Source organism: Seonamhaeicola sediminis (assembly GCF_004358095.2).
In the GTDB taxonomy this organism is placed as follows: domain Bacteria; phylum Bacteroidota; class Bacteroidia; order Flavobacteriales; family Flavobacteriaceae; genus Seonamhaeicola; species Seonamhaeicola sediminis.
Genome location: NZ_SMZJ02000001.1, coordinates 1 through 22,542, shown reverse-complemented (window position 1 = coordinate 22,542; position 22,542 = coordinate 1). Strand labels below are relative to the sequence as shown.

Below are 22,542 nucleotides of genomic sequence, written 5' to 3'. Positions count from 1 at the left end.
TGCTAGTTTTACCAATAACTTTTTAAAAGAAAATTACAGAACCTTAAATATTATGAAGAAATATATTCTTTCTGTTTTAACACTCATTTTGCCACTTTTAACTTATGCTCAGGAAACAACTTCCGAAAAAATTGATAGAACTTTCAAAGATTATACTGGGTGGTTTGTTGATGCAATTTTTTACGAAATCCCATTTTCTGAAGAGTATCAAATACCATGGGTACTAATTGTGTTAATTGGAGGTGCTATATATTTTACAATATATTTTCGTTTTATAAATGTTTCGGGTTTTAGAACTGCTTTAAGAGTGGTTCAGGGTAAATATGAAGATATTGAAAAACACGGAGCCGATACCTTGTATGGAGACCCTACAGATAATGTTGATCATAATATTATTGAAACATTAAGAGATGATAGTGCTCATGGAGAAGTTTCACATTTTCAGGCTTTAACTGCAGCTTTGTCTGCAACTGTTGGCCTAGGTAATATTGCTGGTGTAGCTGTTGCTCTTTCTATTGGTGGGCCTGGAGCTACATTTTGGATGATATTAGCAGGACTTTTAGGTATGGCTTCAAAGTTTGCTGAATGTACTTTAGGTGTAAAATATAGAGATGTTGGTGAGGATGGGACGGTTTACGGAGGACCTATGTATTATTTAACAAAAGGTTTTGCTGAAAAAGGAATAAAGCCTCTTGGCAAAGTGCTTGCCGTGTTGTTTGCCATTTTTGTAATTGGAGGATCATTTGGTGGTGGAAATATGTTCCAAGCTAATCAGGCAGCAGCTCAGTTTATAAAACTTTTTAATTTTGAAAGTGATAATGCTGGTATGTATTTCGGAATTGTAATGGCAATAATTGTTGCAATTGTCATCATTGGGGGTATCAAACGTATAGCTTCGGTAACCGAAAAAATTGTTCCGTTTATGGCAGGGATTTATGTTTTAGCAGCTTTAATAATTCTTGGAGCTAATTGGAGCCTGATTGATGATGCTTTCAAACTGATATATGAGGGAGCTTTTTCAGGATTGGGAATAGCTGGAGGTTTAGTAGGTGTAATGATTCAAGGTATAAGAAGAGGCGCTTTTTCCAATGAAGCGGGGGTAGGTAGTGCTGCCATTGCGCACTCTGCGGTACGTACAAAGTATCCTGCTAGCGAGGGTATTGTTGCTCTACTAGAACCTTTTGTTGATACTGTGGTTATTTGTACTATGACAGCTTTGGTAATAGTGATAACTAATTTTGATGGTAGTTTTATGGAATACGGTGTGCCAATTAAAGAAGGTGTAGAACTTACAGCAATCGCTTTTGATAGTGTAATTCCTCATTTTTCAATCATTTTGACCATAGCTGTAATATTGTTTGCATTTTCAACAATGATTTCATGGTCTTATTATGGTATGCAAGGTTGGGTGTTTTTGTTTGGTAAAGGAAAAGTGAGCGATTTAATTTATAAAATATTGTTCTTGTTTTTTGTTGTTGTGGGTTCATCCATTAGTCTTGGTGCAGTTATAGATTTCTCTGATGCCATGATTTTTGCTATGGTAGTTCCAAACATAATTGGGGTAATTGTCTTGTCTCCAATTATTAGCAAAGAACTCAAAAAATATATGAAAGCCATAAATGTAAAGCATGATGCTCTAGATGAAGGTGCTGAGGATCTTACCAAACATATGTAACAATAATTTTGAAGGCTATGAAATCCCATTTCACGTTTACTAAAGAGCAACGAAAAGGGATTTTATTTTTGCTATTAATTATTGTTTTGTGTCAATGTGCTTATTTTTTTATAGATTTTGCTTCCAATGATATTGTAATAAATAAAGAAGAATTAGCAAGATTCCAAGAGGAGATAGATTCGCTTAAAAAAATTGAAATAGAGGCGAGAAAGCCAAAAGTATTCCCTTTTAATCCAAATTATATTACAGACTATAAAGGTGCTAATTTAGGAATGAGTACTGAAGAAATTGATAGATTAATCACGTTTAGAAATCATGGTAACTGGATAAATTCTGCAGAACAATTTCAACAAGTAACCAAAGTTTCAGATTCACTATTAAATATTATTGCACCTTACTTTAAATTTCCGGATTGGGTCTTAAATCCAGTTAGAGCTTCAAGTTGGAATGGTGAAATAAATGAAAACAGACCTCGGACGTTCGCTCAAAAGCAAGATTTGAATAAAGTCACAGCTCTTCAGCTTCAGAAAATAAGTGGTATTGGAGCGATTCTTTCTGAAAGAATTATAAAGTACAGAAACAAGTTTATTGGCGGTTTTATTGCGGATGAACAATTACAAGATGTTTATGGTTTAACTCCTGAAGTTATTGAGCAATTAACCAATGAGTTTACAGTAAAAACACCAAGGCAAATAAAAAAAATAAATTTAAATAAAGCTACGGTTGATGAACTTGTAACCATTCAGCATATAGACTACGAGATTGCCCACAATATAGTTGAACAGCGTGTGTTAAGAGAAGGCTTTGAGTCCATTAACGATTTAACAAAAGTTAAAGACTTTCCCTCAAATAAATTAGAGATAATTAAATTATATTTGTTGCTTGAATAAAAAACAATTGTTATGAGCAGTATGTACTTCACTGAAGAACATCAACTTTTTAGAGAAAGCCTGCGTAATTTTTTAAAAAAGGAAGTTGTTCCACACATAGATGAGTGGGAAAACAAAGGTGAAATTGACTTTAAAACTATTTGGAAAAAAATAGGAAATATGGGCTTTTTTGGTATTCATTATCCAGAAGCTTATGGGGGGTCAGACCTTGATATCTTTTACACAGTAATACTTCAAGAAGAACTACAAAGAATAAATTCAGGAGGGTTTGCAGCCGCTGTTTGGGCGCATGTTTATTTAGCAATGACTCATCTTAACGCTGAGGGAAGTGAAGCAATAAAGCAAAACTATTTAGTACCAAGTATTACTGGAGACAAGTTAGGTTGTCTTTGTATCACAGAACCTTCTGGAGGAAGTGATGTGGCAGGAATGAGAACTACTGCTGTTAAAGATGGAGACTCTTATATAATAAATGGTTCAAAGACTTTTATAACTAATGGGTTTTATAGTGACTATTTGGTATTAGCTGCGAAAACAAACCCAGAGATAGGTAATAAAGGGATAAGCATTTTTGTTATAGATAGAGATACACCTGGAATATCTGCAACAAAATTAAATAAGTTAGGATGGAGAGCCTCAGATACCGCTGAAATTGCTTTTGATAACGTAAAAGTACCAGCGATTAATTTGTTAGGTGAAGAAAATCAAGGTTTTTCGTATATAATGCAGCATTTTTCTATAGAACGTTTGGTAATGGGTATTAATGCACATGCCAGAGCAGAATTTGCTTTAGAATATACTTTAAATTATATGTCTGAAAGAACTGCTTTTGGTAAAGAATTGAATAAGTTTCAGGCGTTACGCCACAGATATGTAGATATGTATGCCGATATGGAAATTTGTAAAGCATACAATTACTCAATTGCGGCTAGATTAGATAAAGGTGAGTATGTGGTAAAAGAAGCTTCAATATCAAAACTGAAATCTACTAAAATGGCTGATGCAGTCATTTATGAATGCCTACAATTTTTAGGGGGCTATGGTTACATGGAAGATTACCCATTAGCAAGAATGTTAAGAGATAGTAGATTAGGACCAATAGGAGGCGGAACTTCTGAGATTCTAAAAGAAATCTTATCTAAGATGGTTATTGATAAAAAGGAATATAGACCCCAAATATAATTTTACTTTGGGCAAATTATGTATATGATGATAATCGCACTTTTGTAAACCAATAAATAAAATTGGTTTTTAATTGTTAATTATTAATTAGTTTTTATATTTGCAGCCCGTTTAGGAAATAGGCGGAATACTAAAAGAGAGGAGGTTAAGAACTATGTTAATTATACCAATAAAAGAAGGAGAAAATATAGATAGAGCGCTAAAGCGTTACAAAAGAAAGTTTGATAGAACTGGTACAAAAAGAGCATTACAAACTCGTAAGCAGTTTACTAAGCCTTCAGTAGCTCGTAGAGCACAAATACAAAAAGCGCAATACATCCAAAGATTAAGAGACGCAGAAGAAATTTAATTTCATGCAGCTTTATAAAATTGAATCCCGCATCAAGCGGGATTTTTTTTGTTCTTAAAACTTCGTATTTTTAACATTATTCATTTCATTCACAACATGCCTCTTAAATCATTTATAGATTATCTACTACTAGAGAAAAAGTATTCTCAGTTAACTGTAAATGCATATAAGAAAGATTTAGAAAGCTTTTCAGAATTTGTGAGTAAGGAATATCAAAATACTAACTTAGAAAGTGTAATCTACCCACAAATAAGAAGTTGGATTGTTTATATGGTAGAAAGTGGTATTACAAATCAAAGTATTAATAGGAAAATATCAGCACTAAACACGTTCTATAAATTTTTATTAAAAATAGGTGACTTAAAAACAAACCCACTGGCAAAACACAAAGCCTTAAAAACAAGTAAAAAAGTACAAGTACCCTTTTCAGAAACTGAAATAATTAATGTTTTAGATGAATTTCAAGAAAACGACTTTGAGAGCCTTAGAGATAAATTAATAATAGAGTTGTTCTATTCTACCGGAATTAGAAGAATTGAGTTGGTAAATTTAGGTCTGTCAAGTATAGATTTAAATAATAAAATGTTAAAAGTCTTGGGTAAAAGAAATAAGGAACGTCTAGTGCCATTATTAGGCTCAGTACATAGTACATTGCTAAACTATTTAGCAGAAAGAAAAAAGCTGGAAAATATTAAAGACAGAAATAACTTATTTCTAACAAAAAAGGGAGTAAAAATATACGAAACACTTGTTTACAGAATAATAAATAACTATTTTAGTAAGGCATCTTCTAAAGTCAAAAGGAGTCCGCATATTTTGCGACATTCTTTTGCAACACATTTGCTAAACCAAGGTGCCGATATTAATGCTGTTAAAGAACTTTTAGGACATTCCAGTTTGGCTGCCACACAAATATACACCCACAATAGTATAGCCGAATTAAAAAAAGTGCATATTAAATCGCATCCTAGAAGCAAAAAATAGCAGCAAGAAATTATTGTCTAACCAAAAAAAGAAACGTATGAAGGTAAACATGCAATCAGTTAATTTCAATGCAGACAAAAAGCTTTTAGATTTCATTCAAAAAAGAATGGATAAGTTAGATTTATTTTATGACAAAGTAATTAAATCAGATGTTTATTTAAAGGTGGAAAACACAAGTGATAAAGAGAACAAAATTTTTGAAGCTAGGCTTAGTGTTCCAGGAGATAGTCTTGTTGTTAAAAAGCAATGCAAAACCTTTGAAGAAGGTGTTGATATGGCAACTTCATCGCTAGAAAGACAACTTAAAAAACGAAAAGAAAAATTAAGAGCACATTTGAAGTAAATAATTAGGTAAAATTTTTTAAAAAATGTTTTGAATACAAAAATAAATCAATACATTTGCAGTCCGTTAGAAATAGCGGACTTTTTTTATGCACAAAAATGTATAAAAAGCCGATATAGCTCAGCTGGCTAGAGCAGCTGATTTGTAATCAGCAGGTCGTGGGTTCGAGTCCCTCTATCGGCTCAAAAGAAGAAAAAAAGTTCTTTAAAATATTGACAAACTTAACAAGGGAAGATACTCAAGCGGCCAACGAGGACAGACTGTAAATCTGTTGGTTTTCACCTTCGCAGGTTCGAATCCTGCTCTTCCCACATATAATTTCTGATAAAGAGCTGTCAAAAGTTCACTTTTGTAAAGCTGTGTTTAGAAATTATTTGGATAGGGTCACCAATTCAGGATCATCGAGCATGGTGAGATAATCCTAAATAAAACCAAGCAAGTTTTAAACTTGCAAAATGCGGGAGTAGCTCAGTTGGTAGAGCGTCAGCCTTCCAAGCTGAATGTCGCCGGTTCGAACCCGGTCTCCCGCTCTAAATTCCTGCGAAGGCAGGAATCTCATTTAATTATAAATGAGGATGTAAACACTTTACGCCGGCGTAGCTCAGGGGTAGAGCGTTTCCTTGGTAAGGAAGAGGCCACGGGTTCAAATCCCGTCGTTGGCTCAATTTTTTGGAAAAAGAATTTAGAATACACTAATATTATTATATAACTAAGATTAAATTATTTTAACATGGCAAAAGGAACTTTTGATCGTTCAAAACCACATTTAAATATAGGTACTATTGGACACGTAGATCACGGTAAAACAACTTTGACAGCAGCTATTACTAAAGTTTTGGCTGATGCTGGATTTTCAGAAGCAAAATCGTTTGACCAAATCGATAATGCTCCAGAAGAAAAAGAAAGAGGTATTACAATTAATACTTCTCACGTAGAATATCAAACAGCTAATCGTCACTATGCACACGTTGACTGTCCAGGTCACGCGGATTATGTAAAGAACATGGTTACTGGTGCAGCTCAAATGGATGGTGCTATTTTAGTGGTTGCGGCTACTGATGGTCCTATGCCACAAACTCGTGAGCACATCTTATTAGGTCGTCAAGTAGGTATTCCTCGTATCGTTGTTTTCTTAAACAAAGTTGATATGGTTGACGATGAGGAGCTTTTAGAGCTTGTTGATATGGAGGTTAGAGATTTATTAAGTTTCTACGAATATGATGGAGATAATGGTCCAGTAATTTCAGGTTCTGCTTTAGGAGCTCTTAATGGTGAGCAAAAATGGGTAGATACCGTATTAGAATTAATGGAAGCTTGTGATACTTGGATTGAAGAGCCTGTTCGTGATATGGATAAGCCTTTCTTAATGCCTATTGAAGATGTATTCTCTATTACAGGTCGTGGTACTGTTGCTACTGGTAGAATTGAAACAGGTATTGCTAAAACAGGAGATCCTGTAGAGATTATCGGTATGGGAGCTGAAAAATTAACTTCTACTATTACTGGTATTGAGATGTTCCGTCAAATATTAGATAGAGGTGAAGCTGGAGATAATGCTGGTATCTTGTTAAGAGGTATTGAGAAAACTCAAATCTCAAGAGGTATGGTTATTACTAAGCCAGGTTCTGTAACACCACATGCTAAGTTTAAAGCTGAGGTTTATATCCTTAAAAAAGAAGAAGGTGGGCGTCACACGCCATTCCATAACAACTATCGTCCGCAGTTCTACGTTCGTACAACTGACGTAACTGGAAACATTGCGCTTCCTGATGGAGTTGAAATGGTAATGCCTGGAGATAACTTAACTATTACTGTTGAGTTAATTCAACCAATTGCAATGAATATTGGTCTACGTTTCGCTATCCGTGAAGGTGGTAGAACTGTAGGTGCAGGTCAGGTAACTGAAATTTTAGACTAATACAGTTAAACATAGTGTAAGCTTAAGGTATTCCGTTTTTTCGGAATACCTTGACTTATATTTACGGGTTTAGCTCATCCTGAATACTATCAGGAGGCAAGAGCAAAACTCAAAAACGGGTTTAGCTCAGTTGGTAGAGCACTGGTCTCCAAAACCAGGTGTCGGGAGTTCGAGTCTCTCAACCCGTGCAAATAGAATTATAATGGCAGGATTTGTAAATTATATAAAAGAATCATTTAACGAACTTAAAACTAACGTAAGTTGGCCTACTTGGGCAGAAGCTCAAAGTTTAACAGTGTTGGTTGCCGTATTTTCAATTATTTTCTCATTAGCAATATGGGGAGTAGATGAAGTTTTTGCTACGGTTATTGGGTATTACTATGACTTGCTTAAATAATAAAAAAAGGTATGTCTGAAGTGAGTGAAAAAAAATGGTACGTTGTTAGGGCTGTAAGTGGTCAAGAAAACAAAATCAAAACTTATATAGAGAATGAAATTGCTCGTTTAGGTTTACAAGATTATGTTGATCAAGTATTGGTGCCTACAGAAAAAGTGATTCAAATACGTAATGGGAAAAAAATAAGTAAAGAAAAGGTTTACTTCCCAGGATATATAATGATTCAAGCTAATTTGTCTGGAGAGATTCCTCACATCATTAAGTCGGTTACTAACGTTATCGGATTCTTGGGTGAAACAAAAGGAGGTGATCCGGTGCCTTTAAGACAGTCTGAAGTGAATAGAATGTTAGGAAAGGTTGATGAATTATCTATAGAAGAAACGGCAAATGTAGCTATTCCGTTTACTAAAGGAGAAACGGTAAAAGTAATTGATGGTCCATTTAACGGTTTTGATGGTACTATTGAGAAAATAAATGAAGAAAAGCGTAAGCTAGAAGTAATGGTTAAGATTTTTGGAAGAAAAACCCCATTAGAATTAAGCTATATGCAAGTAGAAAAAGTATAATAATTGTTACATTATATAGGTACGTTCTTTTGCTTCCAAATAAAAAGAATCGTATCAAACTAAATTATTAAAAATGGCAAAAGAGTTAAGTAAAGTAGTTAAGCTACAAGTTAGGGGAGGTGCAGCGAATCCATCGCCACCGGTTGGACCCGCTCTAGGTGCTGCTGGAGTTAATATCATGGAGTTTTGTAAGCAGTTTAATGCTAGAACCCAAGATAAAGCTGGAAAAGTATTACCAGTTGTAATTTCGGTTTATAAGGACAAGTCTTTTGACTTTGTTATTAAAACCCCTCCGGCTGCAGTACAATTATTAGAAGCGGCCAAGGTGAAAAAGGGTTCTGGTGAACCAAATCGTAAAAAAGTAGCTAAAGTTTCTTGGGAACAGGTTAAAACCATTGCAGAAGACAAGATGCAAGATTTAAATGCATTTACTGTAGAATCTGCTATGAAAATGGTTGCTGGTACAGCAAGATCTATGGGAATCACTGTAACAGGGAAATTCCCCAATTAATCTTTAAAACATTAGAAATGGCAAGATTAACAAAAAAGCAAAAAGAAGCTGCAGCGAAAATTGAAAAAGGAAGACTTTATTCATTAGATGAAGCTTCAGCATTAATTAAAGAAATTACCAATACTAAGTTTGATGCATCAGTTGATATTGCTGTGCGTTTAGGAGTAGATCCCAGAAAAGCAAATCAAATGGTAAGAGGGGTTGTATCACTTCCTCATGGTACTGGTAAAGATATGAAAGTATTAGCATTAGTAACGCCAGATAAAGAAGCCGAAGCTCAAGAAGCAGGTGCAGATTATGTAGGTTTAGATGAATACCTTGATAAAATTAAAGGTGGTTGGACTGACGTAGACGTTATTATTACTATGCCTAGTGTAATGGGTAAATTAGGTCCTCTAGGACGTGTTTTAGGTCCTCGTGGTTTAATGCCTAATCCAAAAACTGGCACAGTAACTATGGATGTTGCAAAAGCAGTAAGTGAAGTAAAAGCTGGTAAAATTGACTTTAAAGTTGACAAAACAGGTATAGTTCATGCTGCTATTGGTAAAGCATCATTTAGTGCTGATAAAATTGCAGGTAATGCAAATGAATTGATTCAAACATTAATAAAACTTAAGCCAACTGCAGCAAAAGGAACTTACGTGAAGAGTATTTTTATGTCTTCTACAATGAGTCCTAGTGTAGCAATTGACCCTAAAGTTGGTTAATTTAAATAGTTAAAACTTTTATTATGACAAGAGAAGAGAAATCACAAGTAATTGAGGAGTTAACTGTAGAATTAGCTAACAATACAAATATCTATTTAACAGATATTTCAGGGTTAAATGCAGGAACAACCTCAGATTTACGTCGTGCTTGTTTTAAAGCAAACGTAAAGATGGCTGTAGTTAAAAACACATTACTTGAAAAAGCAATGGAAGCTTCAGATAAAGATTTTGGAGATCTTCCTACTGTTTTAAAAGGAAACACATCTGTGATGTATTCTGAAACAGGTAATGCACCAGCAAAGTTAATTAAAACCTTCCGCAAGAAATCAGATAAACCTTTATTAAAAGGAGCTTTTATTGAGGAAGCTATTTACATTGGTGATGAGCAGTTAGATGCCTTAGTAGATATCAAATCTAGAGAGGAATTGATTGGTGAAATCATTACGATTTTACAGTCGCCTGCTAAAAATGTTGTTTCAGCACTCCAATCAAGTGGTGGAAAACTTGCTGGTATTATTAAAACACTATCTGAAAAAGAAGGATAGTATAAAACAGTACGCACTTTTTACAAAATAAATTATTAAAAAAACATTTTAAAACGATAGAAAAATGGCAGATTTAAAAGATTTCGCAGAACAATTAGTTAACTTAACAGTAAAAGAAGTTAATGAGTTAGCTACTATATTAAAAGATGAGTATGGTATCGAGCCTGCTGCTGCAGCTGTAGCTGTTGCTGCTGGTGGAGGTGCTGCTGCTGGCGGAGAAGCTGCAGAAGAAAAAACTGAATTTGACGTAATCCTTAAAGCAGCTGGAGCTTCTAAATTAGCTGTAGTTAAGTTAGTTAAGGAATTAACTGGTTTAGGTCTTAAAGAAGCTAAAGGATTAGTTGATGAGGCACCTAGCGCTATTAAAGAAGGTGTTTCTAAAGACGAAGCAGAAGGCTTAAAAGCTTCATTAGAAGAAGCTGGAGCTGAGGTTGAGCTTAAGTAAGCTAAACAACCTAAAAACTCAAAGGTTTAGGTCTGGAGAGACGATCTCTAAGACCTAAACCATTTTGCGTATATAAAGAGTACATACGCTATTATTTTATTTTTTAATCAAAATTCCGTTCATTGATGTTGTCAACACAAGCTGAAAGATTAAATTTCTCGTCTATTGTAAATAGAACAGAATATCCAGATTTCTTGGATATTCAAATTAAATCCTTCCAGGATTTTTTCCAATTAGAAACAAAATCAGATGAAAGAGGTGACGAAGGTTTATATAATACCTTCATGGAAAACTTTCCAATCACAGATTCTCGAAATCAATTTGTTTTAGAATTTTTAGATTACTTCATAGATCCACCAAGATACACCATCGAAGAGTGTATTGAAAGAGGACTTACTTACAGTGTACCCTTAAAGGCAAGGTTAAAGTTATACTGTACAGATCCAGAGCATGAGGATTTCGAAACTATTGTTCAGGATGTGTACCTAGGAACTATTCCTTACATGACGCCTAGCGGAACTTTTGTAATTAATGGTGCAGAACGTGTTGTAGTGTCTCAGTTACACCGTTCTCCAGGGGTGTTTTTCGGGCAATCTTTCCATGCAAATGGAACTAAATTATACTCAGCAAGGGTAATTCCATTTAAAGGTTCTTGGATTGAGTTTGCCACAGACATCAATCAGGTAATGTATGCCTATATTGATAGAAAGAAAAAATTACCTGTAACAACGTTATTCAGAGCTATAGGTTTTGAACGTGATAAAGATATTTTAGAGATTTTTGATTTAGCTGAAGAAGTTAAAGTGTCAAAAACGGGATTAAAAAAATACTTAGGAAGAAAATTAGCAGCACGTGTACTTAATACATGGCATGAGGATTTTGTTGATGAAGATACTGGGGAAGTTGTATCTATCGAGCGTAATGAAATTGTGCTTGACCGAGATACTGTTCTTGATAAAGATAACATAGAAGAGATTTTAGAAGCAGAAGTCAAGACTATCCTATTACATAAAGAAACTTCTGAGCAAGGTGATTACGCTATTATTCACAATACGCTTCAAAAAGATCCAACAAATTCTGAAAAGGAAGCTGTTGAGCATATTTACCGCCAATTACGTAATGCTGAACCACCAGATGAGGAAACGGCTCGTGGAATAATTGATAAATTATTCTTTTCAGACCAACGTTACTCTCTTGGTGAAGTTGGGCGTTACAGAATGAACAAAAAATTAGGTCTTGATATTGGCATGGATAAGCAAGTGCTTTCTAAAGATGATATTATTACCATTATAAAATATTTAATTGAGCTAATCAACTCTAAGGCAGAGATTGATGATATTGATCACTTATCAAACCGTCGTGTACGTACCGTTGGTGAGCAGTTGTCATCTCAATTTGGAGTTGGTTTAGCACGTATGGCACGTACCATTCGTGAGCGTATGAATGTTCGTGATAACGAGGTGTTTACTCCTATTGATTTGATTAACGCGAAGACTTTATCTTCAGTTATCAATTCATTTTTTGGTACAAACCAGTTGTCTCAGTTTATGGATCAAACCAATCCATTAGCAGAGATTACTCATAAGCGTCGTTTATCAGCTCTAGGACCTGGAGGTCTTTCAAGAGAAAGAGCAGGTTTTGAGGTACGTGACGTTCACTACACACATTATGGAAGACTTTGTCCGATAGAAACTCCTGAGGGACCAAATATAGGATTGATTTCTTCACTATCAGTATACGCCAAAGTAAATTCTATGGGATTCATTGAAACACCCTATAGAAAAGTTACAGATGGTGTTGTAGATATCAAAAATAAGCCAACATATTTAAGTGCCGAGGAGGAGGAAGAAAAACTAATTGCCCAAGCAACTGTAGAGGTTGATGAATCTGGAAAAATTCTTCATGATAAGGTTATTGCACGTCAAGAAGGAGATTTCCCAGTAATTGATCCAAGTGAATTACACTATACAGATGTTGCTCCAAATCAAATTTCATCTATTTCAGCATCATTAATTCCTTTCTTAGAGCATGATGATGCAAACCGTGCTTTGATGGGATCAAACATGATGCGTCAAGCGGTACCATTATTAAGAGTAGATGCGCCTATAGTAGGCACTGGTCTTGAGCGTCAAGTAGCTTCAGATTCACGTGTTTTAGTTAATGCTGAGGGTTCTGGAGAAGTACTTTATGTTGATGCTAATGAAATTCAAATTAGATATGATCGTACTGAAGATGAAGCAAAAGTAAGTTTCGATTCAGACGTAAAAACATATCAATTAGTTAAGTTTAGAAAAACTAACCAAGGGACTTCAATCAACCTTAAACCTATTGTTAAAAAAGGGGATAAAGTTATTAAAGGTCAAGTACTTTGTGAAGGATATGCTACCCAACAAGGTGAGTTAGCGCTTGGTAGAAATATGAAAGTTGCTTTCATGCCATGGAAAGGTTACAACTTTGAGGATGCTATTGTTATTTCTGAAAAAGTTGTTCGCGAAGATATATTTACATCCATTCATATTGATGAATATTCTTTAGAAGTTAGAGACACCAAATTAGGTAATGAGGAGTTAACAAACGACATTCCAAATGTATCGGAAGAGGCAACAAAAGACTTGGACGAACATGGTATGATTCGAATTGGTGCCGAAGTAAAACCTGGCGATATATTAATAGGTAAGATTACTCCAAAAGGAGAGTCTGATCCAACGCCAGAGGAGAAATTACTACGTGCTATTTTTGGTGATAAAGCTGGAGATGTAAAAGACGCATCTTTAAAGGCTTCACCTTCATTGAACGGTGTTGTAATTGATAAGAAATTATTTGCAAGAGCTGTTAAAGATAAGCGTAAGAGAGCTCAAGATAAAGACGATATTTTAGCATTAGAAGCAGAATACGACAGAAAGTTTGATGACTTAAAAGCTGTTTTAGTTGATAAGTTATTTGCCATTGTAAATGGTAAAACAGCACAAGGTATCTTTAACGATTTAGGTGAAGAAGTATTACCAAAAGGTAAAAAATTCACTTTAAAAATGTTAAATGCTGTTGATGATTATGCACATTTAGTTGCAGGAAAATGGACTACGGATGACCACACTAATAAATTGGTTGACGATTTAATCCACAACTACAAAATAAAAGAAAACGATCTTCAAGGAGCATTAAGACGTGAGAAGTTCACCATTTCTGTAGGAGATGAGTTACCTGCTGGAATTATTAAGCTTGCTAAAGTTTACATTGCTAAAAAGCGTAAATTAAAAGTAGGTGATAAGATGGCGGGACGTCACGGTAACAAAGGTATTGTTGCACGTATTGTACGTCAAGAAGATATGCCATTCTTAGAAGATGGAACACCTGTTGACATTGTACTGAATCCGTTAGGAGTACCATCTCGTATGAATATTGGTCAGATTTATGAAACTGTTTTAGGGTGGGCAGGTCAAAAGTTAGGTAGAAAGTACGCAACGCCTATTTTTGATGGAGCTACAATTGATCAGATTAATGAATTAACTGATGAAGCAGGTATCCCAAGATATGGACATACTTATTTATATGATGGTGGAACAGGTGAACGTTTTGATCAGCCAGCAACTGTAGGTGTTATCTACATGTTGAAATTAGGACACATGGTTGATGATAAAATGCATGCACGTTCTATAGGTCCTTACTCATTAATTACACAACAGCCGCTTGGTGGTAAAGCACAATTTGGTGGTCAGCGTTTTGGTGAGATGGAAGTTTGGGCACTTGAAGCTTATGGAGCATCAAGCACCTTACGTGAGATTTTAACTGTAAAATCTGATGATGTAATTGGTAGAGCTAAAACCTACGAAAGTATTGTTAAAGGAGAGCCAATGCCTGATCCAGGTTTACCTGAGTCATTCAATGTATTAATGCATGAATTAAAAGGTTTAGGATTAGATATCAGATTAGAGGAGTAGTAAATAAAAAAATCATTTCATCCATATATTATGGCAAGAAAACAAGATAAAAATGCAGTTAAGAGATTCAATAAAATCTCAATTGGTTTAGCATCACCAGAATCTATTTTAGCAGAGTCTAGAGGTGAGGTTTTAAAACCAGAAACTATTAATTATCGAACACACAAACCAGAACGTGATGGTTTGTTTTGTGAGCGTATTTTTGGTCCTGTAAAAGACTACGAATGTGCTTGTGGAAAGTATAAAAGAATTCGATATAAAGGTATTGTTTGTGACCGTTGTGGTGTTGAAGTTACTGAGAAAAAAGTACGTAGAGATAGAGTAGGACACATAAACTTAGTGGTGCCTGTAGCACATATCTGGTACTTCCGTTCTTTACCAAACAAAATAGGTTATTTATTAGGCTTACCGTCTAAGAAATTAGATATGATCATTTACTACGAACGTTACGTAGTAATTCAACCTGGTAATGCTAAAAATGAAGAAGGTGAACCATTACAAAAAATGGATTTCTTAACAGAAGAAGAATACTTAAATATTCTTGAAACGCTTCCACAAGAAAACCAATATTTAGATGATTCAGACCCAGAGAAGTTTATTGCTAAAATGGGAGCTGAATGTTTAATTGAGCTTTTAGCTAGAATAGATTTAGAATCTTTATCATATGAATTACGTCATAAAGCAAATACTGAAACGTCTAAACAGCGTAAAACAGAAGCTTTAAAACGTTTACAAGTTGTTGAAGCTTTACGTGAATCTAACAATAATCGTGAAAATCGTCCTGAGTGGATGATTATGAAGGTTATTCCAGTAATTCCACCAGAATTACGTCCGTTAGTACCATTAGATGGTGGTCGTTTTGCTACTTCAGATTTAAATGATTTGTACCGAAGAGTAATTATAAGAAACAATCGCTTAAAACGCTTAGTTGAAATAAAAGCTCCTGAGGTAATTTTACGTAACGAAAAACGAATGTTACAAGAATCAGTAGATTCTTTGTTTGACAATACACGTAAGTCATCAGCAGTAAAAACAGATTCTAACAGACCATTAAAATCATTATCAGATTCATTAAAAGGTAAGCAAGGGCGTTTTCGTCAAAACTTACTTGGTAAACGTGTAGATTATTCAGCACGTTCTGTAATTGTTGTAGGTCCTGAATTAAAATTATATGAGTGTGGATTGCCTAAAAACATGGCAGCAGAACTTTATAAGCCTTTTGTAATTAGAAAATTAATTGAAAGAGGTATTGTAAAAACTGTAAAATCTGCAAAGAAAATTATAGACAAAAGAGAGCCTGTGGTTTGGGATATTTTGGAAAATGTTCTTAAAGGACATCCAGTATTACTAAACCGTGCTCCTACCTTACACCGTTTGGGTATTCAAGCTTTTCAACCTAAGTTAATCGAGGGTAAAGCAATTCAGTTACACCCATTAGTATGTACGGCATTTAACGCAGATTTTGATGGTGACCAAATGGCAGTTCACTTACCATTAGGGCCAGAGGCTATTTTAGAATGTCAATTATTAATGTTGGCATCCCATAATATCTTAAATCCTGCTAATGGATCACCAGTAACGGTACCATCTCAGGATATGGTTCTTGGGTTATACTATATGACTAAAGAGCGTAAATCAACTCCCGAAATACCAGTCAAAGGAGAAGGATTAACTTTCTATTCACCAGAAGAGGTTGTAATAGCTTTTAACGAGAAAAGAGTAGATTTAAATGCGGGTATTAAGGTAAGAACAATTGATTTAAATGAAGAAGGGAAACTTGATAGAATGATTGTTGAAACCACGGTAGGTCGTGTGTTATTTAACCAACACGTTCCTCAAGCTGCTGGATACATAAATCAAGTTTTAACTAAAAAGTCTTTAAGAGATATTATTGGAAATATCTTAAAAGTTACCTCAGTTCCTGAAACAGCAGATTTCTTAGATTCTATTAGAACGCTAGGATTTAAATTCGCCTTTCAAGGAGGGTTGTCTTTTAGCTTAGGAGATATCATTATTCCACCAGAAAAACAAGGAATGATAGACAAGGCTAATGGTTTAGTTGATGGTATTACAGGTAACTATAATATGGGACTTATTACCAATAACGAGAGATACAATCAGGTTATTGATATTTGGACTTCTACCAATGCCGAATTAACCGAGTTGTCTATGAAGCGTATTCGAGAAGACCAACAAGGGTTTAACTCTGTGTTTATGATGCTTGATTCTGGAGCTCGTGGTTCTAAAGAACAGATTCGTCAGCTTACCGGTATGCGTGGGTTAATGGCAAAACCAAAAAAATCTAACGCTGGTGGTGGAGAGATTATTGAAAACCCTATTCTTTCTAACTTTAAAGAAGGACTTTCAATTTTAGAGTACTTTATCTCTACACACGGAGCACGTAAAGGTCTTGCAGATACCGCTCTTAAAACAGCAGATGCAGGTTATTTAACGCGAAGATTAGTTGATGTGTCTCAAGATGTAATCATTAATACTGAAGATTGTGGAACTTTAAGAGGTGTTGAAGTAGAAGCATTAAAGAAAAACGATGAAGTTGTAGAAACCTTAGAAGAAAGAATTGTAGGTCGTGTTTCTTTAAATGATGTTCATAATCCATTAACAGATGAGTTATTGGTATCTGCTGGTCAATTAATTGAGGATGATATAGCAAAATCTATTGAAGATTCTCCAATTGAAAGTATTGAAGTACGTTCAGCATTAACTTGTGAGGCTTTACAAGGTATTTGTGCTAAATGTTACGGACGTAACTTGGCTACTGGTAAAATGGTACAACGTGGTGAGGCTGTTGGTGTAGTTGCTGCACAGTCTATTGGAGAACCTGGAACACAGCTAACCTTGCGTACATTCCACGTAGGTGGTATTGCAGGTAATATTTCTGAGGACAATAAGCTTGCTGTTAAGTTTAATGGTATTGCTGAAATTGAAGACTTAAAAACTGTTAAAGGTGTTGATAGTGAAGGAAATGACGTTGATATTGTTATTTCTCGTACTTCTGAAGTTAAGTTAGTTGATGAGAAAACAGGCATAACTTTAAGTACTAATAATATTCCTTACGGTTCAAATCTTTTAATAAAGAACGGACAAAAATTAAGTAAAGGAGATGTTGTTTGTACTTGGGATCCATACAACGGTGTTATTATTTCAGAATTTGCTGGTAAGATTAAATATGAAAATATTGAGCAAGGTATAACCTATCAAGTTGAAATTGATGAGCAAACCGGATTCCAGGAAAAAGTAATTTCAGAATCTAGAAACAAGAAATTAATTCCTACCATTCATATTGAAGATGCAAAAGGTGAAACTATACGCTCATACAATTTACCAGTAGGTGCACACTTAATGATTGATGATGGTGAGAAAATTAATGTTGGTAAAGTATTAGTTAAGATTCCTAGAAAATCAGCCAAAGCCGGTGATATAACAGGAGGTTTACCACGTGTTACAGAGTTGTTTGAAGCTCGTAATCCATCTAACCCAGCTGTTGTTAGTGAGATTGATGGCGTTGTTTCTTTTGGAAAAATCAAACGTGGTAATCGTGAGATTATAGTAGAATCTAAAACAGGAGATATTAAGAAGTACTTAGTTAAGTTATCTAATCAAATTCTTGTTCAAGAAAATGATTATGTAAAAGCTGGTATGCCTTTATCTGATGGTTCTGTAACTCCAGATGATATCTTAAATATTAAAGGACCTTCAGCTGTACAACAATATTTAGTGAATGAGGTACAAGAAGTATATCGTCTGCAAGGTGTGAAAATTAATGATAAGCATTTTGAAGTTGTTGTAAGACAAATGATGCGTAAGGTTAAGATTATAGACTCTGGAGATACTATTTTCTTAGAAGATCAATTAGTTCATAAAGCTGATTTTATCAAAGAAAATGATGATATCTTCGGAATGAAAGTTATTGAAGACGCTGGTGATTCTGTAAATCTTAAAGCGGGGCAAATGGTAACACCTCGCCAATTGAGAGATGAGAATTCTTTATTGCGTAGAGAAGATAAAAAACTTGTTGAGGCAAGAGATGCTAAACCAGCAACTGCAACGCCAATATTACAAGGTATTACTAGAGCATCACTTCAAACAAAATCATTTATATCTGCTGCATCTTTCCAAGAAACCACAAAGGTTCTTAACGAAGCTGCTGTAGCTGGTAAAATAGATACTTTAGAAGGACTTAAAGAAAATGTAATTGTAGGGCATAGAATTCCAGCAGGTACAGGTATGAGAAGTTATTCTGATATTATTGTAGGTTCTAAAGAGGAATTTGACGAAATGATGCAAGTAAAACAAGAGTTGAATTACAATTAATTATCTGTTATTCCCGCGAAATCGAAGATTCACGAATACCTTATTGTGAAGGTAAGTATCGATGAGTAATGCGGGAATCTAAAAAAACAAAAGCCTTCATGTATAATTTACTTGGAGGCTTTTTAATTAAAAAATAAAATTATGGCAGACGAAACTGATAAACCAAAACAAGGTCAGATAAATATTGAGTTAGATGAAAAAGTTGCAGAAGGGACTTATTCTAACTTGGCAATTATTAATCATTCTGTATCAGAATTTGTGGTAGATTTTGTAAACATTATGCCTGGGGTTCCTAAAAACAAAGTAAAATCTAGAATTATTCTAACACCACAGCATGCAAAACGGTTATTAAAAGCTTTAGCCGATAATGTGGCTAGATTTGAAAATGCACATGGTGAAATTAAAGATTACGAGCAACCACCAATACCATTGAATTTTGGTCCAACAGGGCAAGCATAAAATAAAAAAAGCCTTGAACTACATAGTTCAAGGCTTTTTTTATGAAGCTTGCATGCTTTTGTTTTTAAAATAATGTAAGGCTCCCGAAGGGCACCTCTTAACTTGTTCAATGATGCGTTTAGTTTCAGTGTGATCTAAATTCACCCAAGGAATAATAGAATTACTAAATACATCAGAGAGTTCTTTGGCACAAGTTCCAGATAAAATACATTTACATGGATCGTAGGTGACAGTAATATCTTTATTACTGAATTCGTTAGCTTTAACTTCCATAGGTAGAACATTTTTGGGGTTATATTCTTCATTAAATGTAGAAAACTATCTTTCTACAGATTTAAATTGCCGATTAAATGTATGAAAATATCGTTTAAAAACAAATTATTTCAGAAATTATCGATGAAATACATAGTAGGTTAATTAAATTCTGATGTAAAATGAAATTTAATACTCGGGTATTTTTGCTGGGTCATTTGTAATGAAAATAGTGAATCTGCAAAAAAGACCAATTGACCTTTTTTGTCTTTTGCAAGAAAACGCTGCTTAACTTGGATGAACTCTTTGTATTGATCATTTTTATCATCTTCTGGATCAATCCAACAAGCTTTGGCCACATTTAAGTTTTCATAGGTGCATTTGGCTCCATATTCATGCTCTAATCTATACTGTATTACTTCATACTGTAATGCTCCTACAGTACCAATTACTTTTCTACCGTTTAATTCTAATGTAAATAATTGAGCAACACCTTCATCCATTAATTGATCTATACCTTTAGCTAATTGCTTAGATTTTAAAGGATCTGCATTATTAATATATCTAAAATGTTCTGGTGAAAAGCTTGGAATACCTCTGTAATTTAAAACTTCACCTTCTGTAAGTGTGTCTCCAATTTTAAAGCTTCCAGTATCCTGTAAACCAACAATATCACCTGGATAAGATATATCTACAATCTCTTTTTTCTCCGCAAAAAAAGCATTTGGGCTAGAGAATTTTAGCTTTTTATTGTGTCTAACATGAAGGTAAGGGGTATTTCGTTTAAACTCTCCAGAAACAATTTTTACAAAAGCCAATCGGTTTCTATGATTGGGGTCCATATTGGCATGAATTTTAAAAACAAACCCTGTAAATTTGTTTTCTTCGGGTGTAACCAATCTAGTATCACTTTGTTTAGCTCTTGGGGTAGGTGCAATATCAACAAAGCAATCTAAAAGTTCTCTAACACCAAAGTTGTTTAGTGCAGAACCAAAAAATACAGGTTGTAAATGACCATTTCTATAGGCTTCTTTGTCAAATTCTGGATAGATACCCTCTACCAATTCAATTTCATCTCTTAAGGTGTTAGCAGAATCTTTACCTACCAAAGTATCTAACTCAGTAGACGATAAATCTGATATTTGAATAGTTTCTTCAATATCTTTTCTGCTGTCTCCACTAAATAGGTTTATGTTTTTCTCCCAAATATTATAAATACCCTTAAATTCATAACCCATACCTATTGGGAAACTTAGTGGTGTTACTTTCAAACCTAACTTTTGTTCAACTTCATCTAACAAATCAAAAGCATCTTTACCTTCTCTATCCAATTTATTTATGAATACAATCATGGGAATATTTCGCATTCTACAAACTTCAACCAGTTTTTCAGTTTGTTCTTCGACACCTTTGGCAACATCAATAACCACTATTACACTATCAACAGCAGTTAAGGTTCTAAAAGTATCCTCAGCAAAATCTTTATGACCAGGCGTATCAAGAATATTAATTTTAATGTTGTTATACTCAAATGCTAGTACAGATGTTGCGACCGAAATACCACGCTGTCTTTCAATTTCCATAAAATCACTAGTAGCTCCTTTCTTTATCTTGTTACTTTTTACAGCTCCAGCTTCTTGAATGGCACCTCCAAAAAGCAATAATTTTTCTGTTAAAGTAGTTTTACCAGCATCTGGATGGGAAATAATCCCAAAAGTACGTCTGCGTTTAATTTCTTTTAAAAAACTCATGTTGATATTCTTGAATGGCTGCAAAGATACTTTATAATTTAGTATTTCATAATTGGCATTTTTAGTTTTTCTTGTAAACATTGTAAATATTAATTATTACTTGGTATTTTTGTTTTACTATGGAAGAAGAAAAAGTAATTCTTGTTAATGAACAGGACGAGCAAATTGGGTTAAAGCCTAAAATGGAAGCTCATGAAAAAGCTCTGCTGCATCGTGCGTTTTCTGTTTTTGTTTTTAATCATAAAAATGAATTGATGCTGCAACAAAGGGCTTTAGATAAATATCACTCACCAGGACTTTGGACCAACACCTGCTGTAGCCATCAACGTGAAGGTGAAAGTAATATTGAAGCCGGAAAAAGGCGCTTGCAAGAGGAGATGGGGTTTGTGACAGAACTAGAAGAATCTATTTCGTTTATTTATAAGGCCTCTTTTGATAATGGATTGACCGAGCATGAGTATGACCATATTTTACTCGGAAAGTATCAGGGAGAGCCAAGTATTAACCCAGATGAAGTGGCCAATTGGAAGTGGATGCCTTTGGAGGATGTCAAAGCCCATATAGCTAAAAAACCAGAACTTTATACGGCATGGTTTAAAGTGATTTTTAAAAAATTCTACGAACATATAAACGTAACTACAAATGAGAGTAACAGTAAGTAGAAAAGCCCACTTTAATGCGGCTCATAGGTTATACAGAAAAGAATGGAGCAATGAAAAGAACGAATTGATTTTTGATAAATGTAATAATCCCAATTTTCATGGACACAATTATGAACTAATAGTGAGTGTAACAGGAGAGATTGACAAAGAAACGGGTTATGTTATTGATATGAAGGTACTCAAGTCTATTATAAAAGACGAAGTTGAAGACGCTTTTGATCACAAAAACCTGAATATTGAAGTGCCAGAGTTTGAAAACTTAAACCCAACTGCTGAAAATATTTCGGTGGTAATCTACAATAAAATGAGACCAAAAATAGATGCCAATTTAGATCTTGAAATAACGCTTTATGAAACACCAAGAAATTTTGTAACCTATTCTGGGAAGTAATTTTGTAGAATTATTTTCTATATTTAATCCAATAGAATTCCCCGAGGCTTGCCTCGGGTGTAGAAAAGGAAAAGTATGAAAAACGGTTGGTTTTTCATAACGCTTTGAAAAAGTGTATATTTCGATTGTGGAAGATGAGCATATATACAAGAGCCATAACAAGACATTATTGTTGTATCATTTGGTTTTTCCTTTGAAGTATAGGAAAGAGCTTCTTACCGAAGAGTCGGGAGGGACTTTGGTTT

General features: G+C 34.4%; 20 protein-coding genes, 5 tRNA genes and 1 pseudogene. 24 read left to right on the top strand and 2 right to left on the bottom strand.

All coding sequences use genetic code 11. From position 1 onward, the window contains the following. Positions 1-52 precede the first annotated feature (52 nt). The 21 genes from E1J38_RS00130 (at position 53) to E1J38_RS00030 (ending at position 19,241) form a co-directional block, all read left to right on the top strand. Positions 53-1,675: an alanine/glycine:cation symporter family protein gene (locus tag E1J38_RS00130; protein ID WP_133355102.1), complete on the top strand. Its 1,623-nt coding sequence runs from the start codon at positions 53-55 to the stop codon at positions 1,673-1,675. Positions 1,676-1,692: 17 nt separating this feature from the next. Then, positions 1,693-2,565, top strand: coding sequence for a ComEA family DNA-binding protein (locus E1J38_RS00125; RefSeq protein WP_133355104.1), 873 nt, complete (start codon positions 1,693-1,695; stop codon positions 2,563-2,565). A 12-nt stretch (positions 2,566-2,577) separates the two neighbouring features. After that, a complete protein-coding gene (locus E1J38_RS00120; RefSeq protein WP_133355106.1) occupies positions 2,578-3,747 on the top strand; it encodes an acyl-CoA dehydrogenase family protein in 1,170 nt (389 codons plus the stop codon). A gap of 154 nt (positions 3,748-3,901) precedes the next feature. Next, positions 3,902-4,096, top strand: a complete 195-nt coding sequence (gene rpsU, locus E1J38_RS00115) for a 30S ribosomal protein S21 (RefSeq protein WP_116524139.1) — start codon at positions 3,902-3,904, stop codon at positions 4,094-4,096. A 96-nt stretch (positions 4,097-4,192) separates the two neighbouring features. Then, the gene (locus E1J38_RS00110; RefSeq protein ID WP_133355108.1) at positions 4,193-5,080 is read left to right on the top strand and encodes a tyrosine-type recombinase/integrase; all 888 of its coding nucleotides are present in this window, start codon (positions 4,193-4,195) and stop codon (positions 5,078-5,080) included. 37 nt (positions 5,081-5,117) lie between these two features. Beyond that, positions 5,118-5,423, top strand: a complete 306-nt coding sequence (gene hpf, locus E1J38_RS00105) for a ribosome hibernation-promoting factor, HPF/YfiA family (RefSeq protein ID WP_133355110.1) — start codon at positions 5,118-5,120, stop codon at positions 5,421-5,423. Positions 5,424-5,532: 109 nt separating this feature from the next. After that, positions 5,533-5,606: transfer RNA gene (locus E1J38_RS00100), tRNA-Thr, on the top strand. A gap of 45 nt (positions 5,607-5,651) precedes the next feature. Further along, positions 5,652-5,734: transfer RNA gene (locus E1J38_RS00095), tRNA-Tyr, on the top strand. Positions 5,735-5,880: 146 nt separating this feature from the next. Further along, positions 5,881-5,953, top strand: a tRNA-Gly gene (locus E1J38_RS00090). Positions 5,954-6,013: 60 nt separating this feature from the next. After that, positions 6,014-6,085, top strand: a tRNA-Thr gene (locus E1J38_RS00085). Positions 6,086-6,153: 68 nt separating this feature from the next. Continuing rightward, positions 6,154-7,341 carry an elongation factor Tu gene (tuf, locus tag E1J38_RS00080; protein ID WP_133355112.1) on the top strand — a complete coding sequence of 396 codons (1,188 nt, stop codon included), beginning with the start codon at positions 6,154-6,156 and terminating at the stop codon, positions 7,339-7,341. Positions 7,342-7,456: 115 nt separating this feature from the next. Further along, positions 7,457-7,529: transfer RNA gene (locus E1J38_RS00075), tRNA-Trp, on the top strand. A 14-nt stretch (positions 7,530-7,543) separates the two neighbouring features. Continuing rightward, positions 7,544-7,738, top strand: coding sequence for a preprotein translocase subunit SecE (gene secE, locus E1J38_RS00070; protein ID WP_116523928.1), 195 nt, complete (start codon positions 7,544-7,546; stop codon positions 7,736-7,738). Between the two features lie 11 nt (positions 7,739-7,749). Continuing rightward, entirely contained in the window at positions 7,750-8,304 is a 555-nt protein-coding gene (nusG, locus tag E1J38_RS00065; protein ID WP_133355114.1) for a transcription termination/antitermination protein NusG, read from the top strand. Positions 8,305-8,377: 73 nt separating this feature from the next. Beyond that, the gene (rplK, locus tag E1J38_RS00060; protein WP_133355116.1) at positions 8,378-8,815 is read left to right on the top strand and encodes a 50S ribosomal protein L11; all 438 of its coding nucleotides are present in this window, start codon (positions 8,378-8,380) and stop codon (positions 8,813-8,815) included. A 17-nt stretch (positions 8,816-8,832) separates the two neighbouring features. Then, positions 8,833-9,522, top strand: coding sequence for a 50S ribosomal protein L1 (gene rplA, locus E1J38_RS00055; RefSeq protein WP_133355118.1), 690 nt, complete (start codon positions 8,833-8,835; stop codon positions 9,520-9,522). A 23-nt stretch (positions 9,523-9,545) separates the two neighbouring features. Continuing rightward, the gene (rplJ, locus tag E1J38_RS00050) at positions 9,546-10,067 is read left to right on the top strand and encodes a 50S ribosomal protein L10 (RefSeq protein ID WP_133355120.1); all 522 of its coding nucleotides are present in this window, start codon (positions 9,546-9,548) and stop codon (positions 10,065-10,067) included. A 64-nt stretch (positions 10,068-10,131) separates the two neighbouring features. Beyond that, on the top strand, positions 10,132-10,512 hold the full coding sequence (gene rplL, locus E1J38_RS00045; RefSeq protein ID WP_133355122.1) for a 50S ribosomal protein L7/L12: 381 nt from the start codon (positions 10,132-10,134) through the stop codon (positions 10,510-10,512). 125 nt (positions 10,513-10,637) lie between these two features. After that, positions 10,638-14,450: a DNA-directed RNA polymerase subunit beta gene (gene rpoB, locus E1J38_RS00040; RefSeq protein WP_133355124.1), complete on the top strand. Its 3,813-nt coding sequence runs from the start codon at positions 10,638-10,640 to the stop codon at positions 14,448-14,450. 30 nt (positions 14,451-14,480) lie between these two features. Next, complete coding sequence (rpoC, locus tag E1J38_RS00035) at positions 14,481-18,782, top strand: DNA-directed RNA polymerase subunit beta' (RefSeq protein WP_133355126.1); 4,302 nt, start codon at positions 14,481-14,483, stop codon at positions 18,780-18,782. Between the two features lie 141 nt (positions 18,783-18,923). Continuing rightward, positions 18,924-19,241: a DUF3467 domain-containing protein gene (locus E1J38_RS00030; protein WP_116523920.1), complete on the top strand. Its 318-nt coding sequence runs from the start codon at positions 18,924-18,926 to the stop codon at positions 19,239-19,241. 39 nt (positions 19,242-19,280) lie between these two features. On the opposite strand, the gene E1J38_RS00025 is transcribed toward E1J38_RS00030, so the two are convergent. Beyond that, a complete protein-coding gene (locus tag E1J38_RS00025) occupies positions 19,281-19,514 on the bottom strand; it encodes a (4Fe-4S)-binding protein (protein WP_133355128.1) in 234 nt (77 codons plus the stop codon). A 140-nt stretch (positions 19,515-19,654) separates the two neighbouring features. After that, positions 19,655-21,244, bottom strand: a complete 1,590-nt coding sequence (locus E1J38_RS00020; RefSeq protein WP_133355172.1) for a peptide chain release factor 3 — start codon at positions 21,242-21,244, stop codon at positions 19,655-19,657. A 119-nt stretch (positions 21,245-21,363) separates the two neighbouring features. On the opposite strand from E1J38_RS00020, the gene idi reads away from it, so the two are divergent. The 3 genes and pseudogenes from idi to E1J38_RS15285 all read left to right on the top strand — a co-directional run. Continuing rightward, a complete protein-coding gene (gene idi / locus E1J38_RS00015) occupies positions 21,364-21,906 on the top strand; it encodes an isopentenyl-diphosphate Delta-isomerase (protein WP_133355130.1) in 543 nt (180 codons plus the stop codon). Then, positions 21,887-22,297, top strand: coding sequence for a 6-pyruvoyl trahydropterin synthase family protein (locus tag E1J38_RS00010; protein WP_133355132.1), 411 nt, complete (start codon positions 21,887-21,889; stop codon positions 22,295-22,297). The genes idi and E1J38_RS00010 overlap by 20 nt, the downstream gene beginning before the upstream one ends. A 127-nt stretch (positions 22,298-22,424) precedes the next feature. Then, positions 22,425-22,542 (top strand): annotated as a pseudogene (locus E1J38_RS15285) (IS200/IS605 family transposase); the annotation flags it as partial.